This is a genomic window from Rhizobacter sp. (assembly GCA_021153565.1).
In the GTDB taxonomy this organism is placed as follows: domain Bacteria; phylum Pseudomonadota; class Gammaproteobacteria; order Burkholderiales; family Burkholderiaceae_C; genus Albitalea.
This window is the reverse complement of record JAJKJU010000042.1, coordinates 1-10,150: the sequence shown is the minus strand read 5'-3', so window position 1 is coordinate 10,150 and position 10,150 is coordinate 1. Positions and strand designations below refer to the sequence as shown.

7 protein-coding genes and 1 pseudogene are annotated in these 10,150 nt (G+C 63.8%); 4 read left to right on the top strand and 4 right to left on the bottom strand.

Annotation, left to right across the window (positions count from 1 at the left end):
* Positions 1-98: 98 nt before the first annotated feature.
* Positions 99-988 (top strand): annotated as a pseudogene (locus AC30NL_RS03095) (methyl-accepting chemotaxis protein); the annotation flags it as partial.
* 82 nt (positions 989-1,070) lie between these two features.
* Here AC30NL_RS03095 and AC30NL_RS03090 read toward each other — a convergent pair.
* Positions 1,071-1,355, bottom strand: coding sequence for a hypothetical protein (locus tag AC30NL_RS03090; RefSeq protein WP_489462549.1), 285 nt, complete (start codon positions 1,353-1,355; stop codon positions 1,071-1,073).
* A gap of 490 nt (positions 1,356-1,845) precedes the next feature.
* Complete coding sequence (locus AC30NL_RS03085) at positions 1,846-2,550, bottom strand: response regulator transcription factor (protein ID WP_489462548.1); 705 nt, start codon at positions 2,548-2,550, stop codon at positions 1,846-1,848.
* A gap of 406 nt (positions 2,551-2,956) precedes the next feature.
* Here AC30NL_RS03085 and AC30NL_RS03080 point away from each other — a divergent pair, with 406 nt between their 5' ends.
* Entirely contained in the window at positions 2,957-4,660 is a 1,704-nt protein-coding gene (locus AC30NL_RS03080; RefSeq protein ID WP_489462547.1) for an NAD(P)H-dependent oxidoreductase subunit E, read from the top strand.
* Between the two features lie 265 nt (positions 4,661-4,925).
* On the top strand, positions 4,926-7,760 hold the full coding sequence (gene fdhF / locus AC30NL_RS03075) for a formate dehydrogenase subunit alpha (RefSeq protein ID WP_489462546.1): 2,835 nt from the start codon (positions 4,926-4,928) through the stop codon (positions 7,758-7,760).
* A 57-nt stretch (positions 7,761-7,817) separates the two neighbouring features.
* Here fdhF and AC30NL_RS03070 read toward each other — a convergent pair whose 3' ends face one another.
* The gene (locus AC30NL_RS03070) at positions 7,818-8,564 is read right to left on the bottom strand and encodes a DUF4198 domain-containing protein (protein ID WP_489462545.1); all 747 of its coding nucleotides are present in this window, start codon (positions 8,562-8,564) and stop codon (positions 7,818-7,820) included.
* A 201-nt stretch (positions 8,565-8,765) separates the two neighbouring features.
* On the opposite strand from AC30NL_RS03070, the gene AC30NL_RS03065 reads away from it, so the two are divergent.
* Positions 8,766-9,020, top strand: a complete 255-nt coding sequence (locus AC30NL_RS03065; protein ID WP_489462544.1) for a hypothetical protein — start codon at positions 8,766-8,768, stop codon at positions 9,018-9,020.
* 27 nt (positions 9,021-9,047) lie between these two features.
* Here the strand turns inward: AC30NL_RS03065 and AC30NL_RS03060 are convergent.
* On the bottom strand, positions 9,048-10,150 hold a 1,103-nt coding region (locus tag AC30NL_RS03060; RefSeq protein WP_489462543.1), incomplete at its 5' end, for a hypothetical protein.

Genomic DNA, 10,150 nt, shown 5'->3' with positions numbered 1-10,150 from the left:
GCGCGGTGTCCCGGGCCGCTTAAGGAGCCGTTCTCAGGAATGCCCGGAAAGTACCGGGGACATCAGGCGCTCGCGAGTCCAGTACTTCGAGGGACGTAACAAGCGCACTCGAAGAAACTGCTGCGTCGATGGAACAGCTGAGCTCCACCGTCAAGCAAAACGCCGACAACGCCAGGCAGGCCAACCAACTGGCACTGAGCGCCTCCACGGTGGCCACGCAGGGCGGCGAAGTGGTGAGCCAGGTCGTCGACACGATGAAGGGCATCAATGACAGCTCCAAGCAGATTGCCGACATCATTGGTGTCATCGACAGCATCGCGTTCCAGACCAACATCCTCGCGCTGAACGCCGCAGTGGAAGCAGCGCGCGCCGGGGAGCAAGGCCGCGGGTTTGCGGTCGTGGCCGGCGAAGTGCGCAACCTGGCGCAGCGCAGCGCAGAAGCGGCCAAGGAGAGATCAAGACGCTCATCACCGCGAGCGTCGAGCGCGTCGAGCACGGCACCGTCCTGGTCGACCGAGCCGGATCGACCATGACAGAGATCGTCTCGTCAATCAAGCGTGTGACGGACATCATGGGCGAGATCAGTGCAGCCAGCACGGAACAGAGTGCGGGCGTGGCCCAGATGGGCGAGGCAGTGAGTCAGATGGACCAGGCCACGCAGCAGAACGCAGCGCTTGTCGAGGAAAGCGCGGCGGCGGCTGAAAGCTTGAAGCAGCAAGCGCAGCAACTGGTGCAGTCAGTGGCCGTGTTCAAGCTGGCGCACGGTACACAGGCCATGGCGGCGAGGTTCGACGCAGCGACTCCTGCTGTCGATGGTTGGAAGGCTGCTGCCGAGCGCCGCGGGCCTGGCCGCGCGAAGAATGTGGTGCGGCCTTCTTCCTTCGGCAAGACCAAACAAGCTGCAGCGTCTAAAGCGACAGTGTCGGCCCAGCCTGCCGTCGTTTCAGCCGCTGTCAGCAACGGTACCGATGATTGGCAAAGCTTCTGACGTCGACAAGCCTGAGCGATTGATCGAGCAGGCAGATCGGCGAAGGCGCAGATGAAACGGAGGTGGCGGACGGACCATCGGTTTATCGCGATGCCCCGTCCGGGCAACTGCAACGCAAGCTGATTTGTCTCGGCAGCGGGAACAGTCCGTCACCACGGCGTGTCACAGTTTCCATCACTGCATTCGACAGGCGGCCTTGCAGCAACGCGACCACGGACGCAACATTGCCCGAGCATTCCTTGACGATCGCGCCCCACGTCGTTGCCGCCAAAGTCTGCACACCAATTTCGACGCTGTAAATATCCGAACCGGACACGAGCGCTTTGACCATGCCGGTCTCGATGCGCAGATCGCGATCAGCGACCATTGCTCCTCGGCCATCCAGGCCAGGCGCCCCACGCTTGCGTAGCTCGTCACGACGATGTCCACGCTCGCAAGCCGTTGTGCGGAGAACGCCGCCAACTCCTTGGATGGAATCGCCGAAGGATGCGCGACCAGCATTCGCAAGTGGGGTGCAAAGCGCGCTGCCTCTGCCTGCCCAGATGGGCGAACTCGCGGCCGAAAGCCAGCGCGGGGGGCAAGGCGCTGCCCAATTCCACGGCGCCTAATTGCAGCAAGCCGTACGCAGCGCTGCACTCGAAGGCCTTCGCGATGCGCGTCGTTGCGGTCGATACCGGGGTGTCGGCATTGCTGTGCGCGACCTCGAGGTAGGCCCGGCCAGCAGGTGAGATGGCGAGTTCAGGGGCCAGGCCCGCGGGATCGGCCGGGAGTGCAGATGTTCGAAAATTGAGACCAGCCGTGCGGAGGATTTTCTGGTGGAAGCCCTCCCCTGACAGCTCGACGAAAGCCGGGCAAGTTCAACGGAACAAGCTGACCATGTGCGAGCGCGATTTCACGTCCAGCGCCAGCAGCAGCGACGACACGTAGTTCTTCACCGTGCCAAGCGCCAGATGCATCGTGTTGCTGATCTCCTGATTGGTGAGTCCGCTGAGTACGAGTTCGAGGAGCTCGATGTGCTGCGGCCCCAATTCCGCGACGCGCTCGTGCATGGCCGACGGTGGAAAGCGCGGGAACAGCGCATTGCCGGGAGCGAATCCACGTGACTGCTGACCTGGCGGCCACAGCAGCGCCGACAGTGCATCTCGCATCTCGCGGCCCGCGACACCTTTGGGTATGTACGCGACTGCGCCCAGCGCACGTGCCTGGCGTATGACGAATTCGTCTTCTGTCGCACTGATCACCGCAATCCGGGCGGCCGGGTGTGCCCCGATGAATCGACGAAGCCCCTGCAGTCCTTTGCAGTCGGCCAAGTTCAGATCGAGCAGCACCGCGTCAATTTGTCTCTCGCGCGCATAAATCGCCAGCGCCTCGTGGAGCGAATCCGCCTCCAACCATTCGAGAGGCAAGCCATGCAGTTCCGTATACAGCAACTTCACACCCTGGCGCACCAACTCGTGATCATCGACCAGCAAAAGCTTACGGGGCGACTCTGCAGATGTTTGCGGTAGCCCAGTTGATTCGTGGCTGCCCAATCCATTCGCCGGCATTGTCATCGTGTCCATTTCCAAATCCTTCTCTGCCCGACAGCATGTTGGAACCATCGGGACCAACCTCCCTCACCTGCACCCCCAATTCCAGGGCGCCGATCCTAGTCGATACACATCGGATAAGTGCCTCAATGTTGCCGAGCGACATGAGTTAGTCGTGACAGTTGGTTTCGGCAGCTTTCTGTGGCTTGAAGCGCGCCTCTTGACAGGCCGAACCGCTGTTCGCGTCGAGCACGATCAGCGCGCCGCCGTGGGCCGCGCCTGAGAGTTCTCCATCGCCTCCTGGTTGTCATGCTGAAACCATGGCGATGGGGATGGCAAAGGACGGCAGCGACTTGCCAAAGGTGCCACCGGCGCATGCGGATGGACGTACGATGTCCTTCGGGTCATTCGTGCCGATGGGCGCGGTGGAGAAACTGAAATGAATCGCCCTGTGATTCCCATCGCGGTGATGGAGGTCGAGGTCTCCAAGCAGCGCAAGCGCCAAGCACCCAAGGGACGGCGGGTCGACCCGGGTGCGCTGGACGCAGTGCAGCGCCTGCTCGGCAACGGGTCGCGCCAGCGTGACCTGCTGATCGAACACCTGCACAAAATCCAGGACAGCTTCGGGCACCTTTCGGCCGCGCACCTCGCGGCACTGGCGCAGGAGATGCATCTCTCGCAGACCGAAGTGTTCGAGGTCGCAAGCTTCTATCACCACTTCGACATCGTGAAGGAAGGCGATGCCGCACCGCCCCCGCTCACGGTGCGGGTGTGCGACGGTTTATCGTGCGAAATGGCTGGTGCGAGAGACCTGCTCGCGCGTCTGCCCCAGTTGCTCGGGAAGGACGTGCGTGTCATTCCGGCGCCGTGCATTGGCCGCTGCGAGCAGGCCCCTGCCGTGGTGGTCGGGCAGAACCCGGTGCCGAACGCGAGTTGCAATCAGTTGGTCGCCAAGGTCAAGGCGAGCCCGACGCGCCACCTGCCCGAAGGCCACATCGACTACGCGAGCTACCAGGCCAATGGCGGCTACGCCTTGTTGAATGAATGCGTGTCGGGCCAACGCGAGGTCGAGTCGGTGATCCACGCGCTCGAAAACTCCGGCCTGCGAGGGCTTGGCGGCGCGGGGTTTCCGGCGGGGCGCAAATGGCGCATCGTCCGCAACGAGCCAGCGCCCCGACTGATGGCCGTCAACATCGACGAAGGCGAGCCGGGCACCTTCAAGGACCGCGTTCTGCTCGAACGCGACCCGCACCGCTTTCTCGAAGGCGTGTTGATCGCAGCGTGGACGGTCGGCATCGCTCGCATCTACATCTACCTGCGCGACGAATACCACGGCTGCCGCGCGCTGCTGGAGACCGAACTCGAGAAGCTGCGCGCGAAGCCGCCCATCGCGGCGATGCCCGAGATCATCCTGCGCCGCGGCGCAGGCGCCTACATCTGCGGCGAGGAGTCCGCGATGATCGAATCGATCGAGGGCAAGCGCGGCATGCCGCGGCTTCGCCCGCCCTACGTCGCGCAGGTCGGCCTGTTCGGCCGGCCGACCTTGGAGCACAACTTCGAGACGCTGTTCTGGGTACGAGAACTCGTGCAAAAAGGTGGCGAGTGGTTCGCCTCGCACGGCCGCAACGGACGCAAGGGACTGCGATCGTTCTCCGTCTCGGGCCGGGTGAAGCAGCCAGGCGTGAAGCTCGCACCGGCCGGCATCACGATCCAGCAGTTGATCGACGAGTACTGCGGCGGCATGCAGGACGGCCACGCTTTCTATGCCTACCTGCCCGGAGGTGCATCGGGAGGCATCCTGCCCGCCACGATGAACGACATCCCGCTCGACTTCGACACGCTGCAGCCCTACGGTTGCTTCATCGGATCGGCGGCAGTCATCGTGCTGTCGGACCAGGACAGCGCCGTGGGCGCAGCGCGCAACATGATGCGGTTCTTCAAGCACGAGTCCTGCGGCCAGTGCACGCCCTGCCGCAATGGCACGGCCAAAGCCTCGGCACTGATCGAAAAGCCGCACTGGGACGTGGAGTTGCTGGCCGACCTGTCGATCGTGATGCGCGACGCGTCGATCTGCGGTCTGGGCCAAGCGGCGCCCAATGTGATCGACTGCGTCGTGAAGTACTTTCCGAAAGAGATGACATGACCTCCCCGAAGCGCCTTCGGCGCCTTCCCCCGGGGGGCGCCACCGGCGGACCGGCAAAGCCGGATCCGCGGTGGCCGCTTGAGGACCAAGGTCGTGCATTGGCTCTTCTCCCCTCTGGGGAGAGGTTGGGTGAGGGGCTGCGGCGATGGCAGTCCCATGTCCTCATTCACGGCCCACGGCCCTCACCCCAACCCTCTCCCAGAGGGAGAGGGAGCAATACCAGACTGTGTAAAGACCCTGAAAGGGCTGCGCTTGAGGGCTCGACATGAACGCGAACATCCAGAGCGAGCAGCTCAACGCCCCACTCGTCACGTTCGAGCTCGACGGCCGCACCGTGTCGGGCCGCATCAACGAACCCATCATCGAGATCGCCAAGCGCGAAGGCGTCGAGATTCCGCACCTTTGCTACAGACAAGGTCTCGACACCGTCGGCAACTGCCGCTCGTGCATGGTCGAGATCGCCGGCGAACGGGTGTTGGCGCCCTCCTGCTGCCGCACGCCGGCCGCGGGCATGAAGGTCAGCACCAACAACGAGCGGGTGCGCAAGTCACAAACGTTGGTGCTGGAGCTGCTGCTTTCCGACATGCCGGAGACTGCCTACACGCGACACAACGAACTCGACGAATGGGCGCGCAAGCTTGGGGTCGGCAAGCCGCGCTTCGAGGCACGTGAACAGGTCGCCCATGATCTCTCGCACCCGGCCATTGCCGTCAACCTCGACGCTTGTATCCAGTGCACGCGCTGCCTTCGCGCATGTCGTGACGAGCAGGTCAACGACGTCATCGGCCTCGCCTTCCGCGGCGATAAGGCGAAGATCGTGTTTGACATGGACGACCCGATGGGCGCGTCAACCTGCGTCGCCTGCGGTGAGTGCGTGCAGGCCTGCCCGACCGGCGCGCTGATGCCCGCCCGCGAGGTGGCGATGGCCGTGCCCGACAAGCAGGTGGCTTCGGTGTGCCCGTACTGCGGCGTCGGCTGCCAGCTCACCTACAACATCAAGGACGACAAGATCCTCTTCGTCGAGGGACGCGACGGCCCGGCGAACCACGAGCGGCTGTGCGTGAAGGGCCGTTACGGCTTCGACTACGCGCACCATCCCCACCGGCTCACCAAGCCTTTGATCCGACGCGAAGGTGTGCCCAAGACAGGCGACTTCGCGATGGACCCGGAGCGTTGGATGGATGTGTTCCGCGAAGCGACCTGGGACGAGGCACTCGAACTCGCAGGCGGCAAGCTCGCGCAGATCCGCGATCAGCATGGCAAGAGGTCTCTCGCCGGCTTTGGTTCGGCCAAGGGCAGCAACGAAGAGGCCTATCTGTTCCAGAAGCTCGTGCGCACGGGCTTCGGCAGCAACAACGTCGACCATTGCACACGACTGTGCCATGCGTCGTCGGTGGCCGCCCTGTTGGAAGGCATCGGCTCGGGCGCGGTGTCGAACCCGCTGATGGATGTGACCAAGGCCGACGTGGTGCTGCTGATCGGCGCCAACCCAAGCATGAACCATCCGGTGGGCGCGACGTGGATCAAGAACGCAGTGAAGAACGGCACCAAGCTGATCGTGTGCGACCCGCGCCGTTCCGACCTCGCGCGCATTGCGCATCGCTATGTGCAGTTCAAGCCTGACACCGATGTCGCACTGCTCAACGCGATGATGAACGTGATCGTCACCGAGGGGCTGGTCGATGAAGAGTTCATTGCCAGGCGCACCATTGGCTACGACGAGCTGCGCAAGAACGTCGAAGGTTACGGGCCCGATGCGATGGCGCCCATCTGCGGCATCGATGCCGGCACGATCCGCGAGGTTGCGCGTCTCTTCGCCACGTCGAAGGCGTCGATGATCCTGTGGGGCATGGGCGTGTCGCAGCACGTGCACGGCACCGACAACGCACGTTGCCTGATCGCGCTGTCGCTGATGACGGGACAGATCGGCCGGCCCGGCACCGGGCTGCATCCGCTGCGCGGCCAGAACAACGTGCAGGGCGCGTCCGATGCCGGCCTGATCCCGATGATGTTCCCCGACTACCAGCGTGTGTCCGACCCGTTGGTGCGCCAGCGCTTCGAAGAGGCGTGGAGGCTGCCCCGGAGCACGCTGGATGACACGCCCGGGCTTACCGTCGTCGAGGTCATGCATGCCATCAAGCAAGGCGGCATCCGTGGCATGTACGTGATGGGCGAGAACCCCGCGATGTCGGACCCCGACGCCAACCATGCGCGCGAAGCACTCGCCGCACTCGATCATCTCGTGGTGCAGGACATCTTTCTCACGGAAACCGCCTGCCTCGCTGACGTGATCCTGCCGGCCAGCGCCTTCCCCGAGAAAACAGGCACCTTTACCAACACCGACCGGCTTGTGCAGATGGGCCGCCAGGCCATCAAACCGCCCGGCGATGCGAAGCAGGACCTGTGGATCATCCAGCAGATCGCGCAACGCCTCGGGCTCGACTGGCAATACGGCGATGTGTCCGAAGTGTTCGACGAGATGCGTCACACGATGCCGAGCATCGCCGGCATCACCTGGGACCGCGTCGAGCGCGAGCACGCCGTCACCTACCCTTGCGTGAAGGAAGGCGACCCGGGCGATCAGGTGGTGTTCACTGAGAACTTCCCACGCGAAGGCGGTCGCGCGCGCTTCGTGCCTGCGGACATCATTCCGGCCGACGAGCGCCCCGACGCCCAATACCCGATGGTGCTGATCACCGGGCGACAACTCGAGCATTGGCACACCGGCAGCATGTCGCGGCGCTCGAGCACGCTCGATGCGATTGAGCCTGATCCGGTCGCGCTGGTGAATCCTCTGGACTTGGCTGCAATGGGCGGCAAGCCGGGCGATGTGGTGACGATCGAATCGCGTCGCGGCGAAGTCACGCTTTATGCGCGAGCCGATGAAGGCTCACCGCGCGGCACGGTGTTCGTGCCGTTCTGCTACTACGAAGCCGCGATCAACCGGCTGACGAATTCGGCTCTGGACCCGTTCGCAAAGATCCCTGAGTTCAAGTACTGCGCAATCCGCATGTCTCTGGGTGGCGAGGTGCCGGCCCAGGGGAGCTTTGGAGGGGGGAAAGCGCTTCGCAATCTTCTCGAAGTCCGGGTTCGGGACTGAGAGGCTGAATGCAACTCCTCCTTGTTCCCAAGACCGGGTTGCCGAAGGTCGTGCAGCCTATTCCGGCGCGTGCTCGAGGATGAAACTCAGTGTCGCGAAGTGATGCGTCATGTCGGCCTTGCCGGAATCCATCGGTGCGGACTCGTGTTCCGCGGCCAGCACATTGAGGCCCTGATTACGCACAGGAAGCGTGACGCGGCCTTCCTTGTCGGCAACAAGAGGATTCCCATCGGGATCAGTGACGATGTCCTGCCAGACCTTGGCGCCAGGCAGAGGTTTGCCCTCGAATAGCACCCGCACGGTAAGCACCTCATCCTTGTGGCGCGGAAACTTCGCGCTTATTGGCACGATTTGGAGCGCCATGTTCTGCACTGGCGCCACGGGCCCGCCGGGCAGAGCCACCAAGTGCGAGGCGTATTTCAGGTAGAGACCGCTGGTCCTTGCATTGGTCACTTCGTCCTTGCCCTTGCCGTGCCAGGTGCCGTCCGGTGACTTGGACCACAGCCCATTGTTCATGGTCGCGGTAACGATCAGGGGCTTGTTCGCCATGCTCACGAAAGGCACCCTGCCCTCGGGCTCGAGTGTCACGGCCACTGCCTGGCCATCACCCCCGACACCGCCAACCGAGTTGATCTTCGGCAGACGCTTGACAAGGTCGAGGTCCTCGGCACCGTCGCCGTAGACCAGCGCAAGTCTGTCGGCGCGCTGCGCGAACCAGATGCCATGAGCTTGCGCGGACAGGGCATGCAGGGCCAGAGCGGCTATGAAGGTGATTGAGCAGATGCGCATCGGAGATAGATTCATGGTTGGTGCGATTCAACCTGATGTTAATTTGTCTCCAGGACATAGACACCGATTCCATTCAGCGCTCGTGGCGTGCACAGCGGACCCAATGACGCCAAGGTGCGCAGTCTCGTGAAGTTGTGCGCCGCCGCGGTCAGTGTCGAGGAACGAAATACGCGGGCTCAACCGGGGCGCCTCCGGCGGCCTGGCAGGGGCCCAAGATTGAAACAGTTCAAACCGCAGCCAATCCACTTCTCTCAGGCAACTGCGTGTTCAGACGACCAGAGCCGGCTCTCCTCAGACGTCGCTCTGGTCACGCCCGTCCAACTCACCTCCACCTGGCCGTTGCCGGCCGTCGCGGTCACGCCCATCGGCGCCGTCGCCGCCGCGACAGGAACGGCCGGCGTCGCGCCGCTCGATTGGGCGGATGCCGATCCTTCACCGGCGGCGTTGTCCGCGGCGACTTCATGGAAGTAGGTGCTGCCGTTGACCGCCTAGTGACATTCAGTGTGGAAACGGCGCTGGGCTTGCCAGGTACGCCTTGAACAGGCGGGCGAACTGCCCACCGTCGGTCGTGATGGTTGCCGACGTGCTGCCGCCTGCACTGAACACGATCGCGAACGTGCCGATTGCCGTGTACTGTGTCGGATTCGTGAGCATGTAGTGCACCCGATTGTCCCGGTAGTGTCCGGGCGTGCCACCGGGTGTGGCCGAGGGCACCCCCAACGGCGTTTGCCAGAACAGGATGGGCAGATTGCCGAGGATGCTGTGCACCGTATTCCACTGTGCAAGGCTCTCGCTGAAATTGGGTGACGTCGCGTTGCTCTCGTCCCAGTAGAAGGGCCCATTGCCACGGCCCGCACACTCGGCCACCGGCGTCGGCATTTCGAAGCAGCCGGCATCACGGTCGCTCGTCTGGGCCACGATGAAGTCGGCCTTGTCGGCGCCGACCTTCGCCATGAAGTTGCCCACGCTGGTGGCACTCTGCCCCCAGAACGATGGCGGGAAGCCGATCTTCGCCTTGGGCGCGTAGGTCCGGCCGAGGGTCAGCAGGCACCCGGCGATGCCTGCTGCGTTATCCGGCTGGCCGGCGCATTCGGGGACCATGCTGACGCGAGCCGGCACCGTTGCCGGATCGCCGCCTGACTTGGCCTGCACGAAGCCCCAGAAGTCAGGCTCGAGGTTGACCAAGGTGGGCTGGCCGGTGGCGCCAATCTTCTGGTACATCAGCCTTGCTTGCGACCAGTAGGTCGTCATGAACGTCACGTCGTTGACCGGGGTCATGTTGGCTTCGCCAGCGGTGGCCATCTGGTACAGCGTGAACATCGGCACCGCCCCGATTGCCTTGTCGTTGGCCGAGACGTAAGTCACATAGGCACCGTCCGGACTGTTCCAGTAGGGCCATGAGCCCGGGCCAACGCCCACGAGGTACGTGTCGATGATGTCCGGGCGGATCTGCTGGCTGTTCATGTCCGAGATCGCGTTGCCGGCGCCAAGCCCGGCGAGAAGCCGACTGGGCATGCCGAGCGCCGTTGTGATCGACGGTGTAGGTGCAGGTGCAGGTGCAGGTGCAGGTGCGGGTGCGGGTGCGGGTGCAGGTGCAGGTG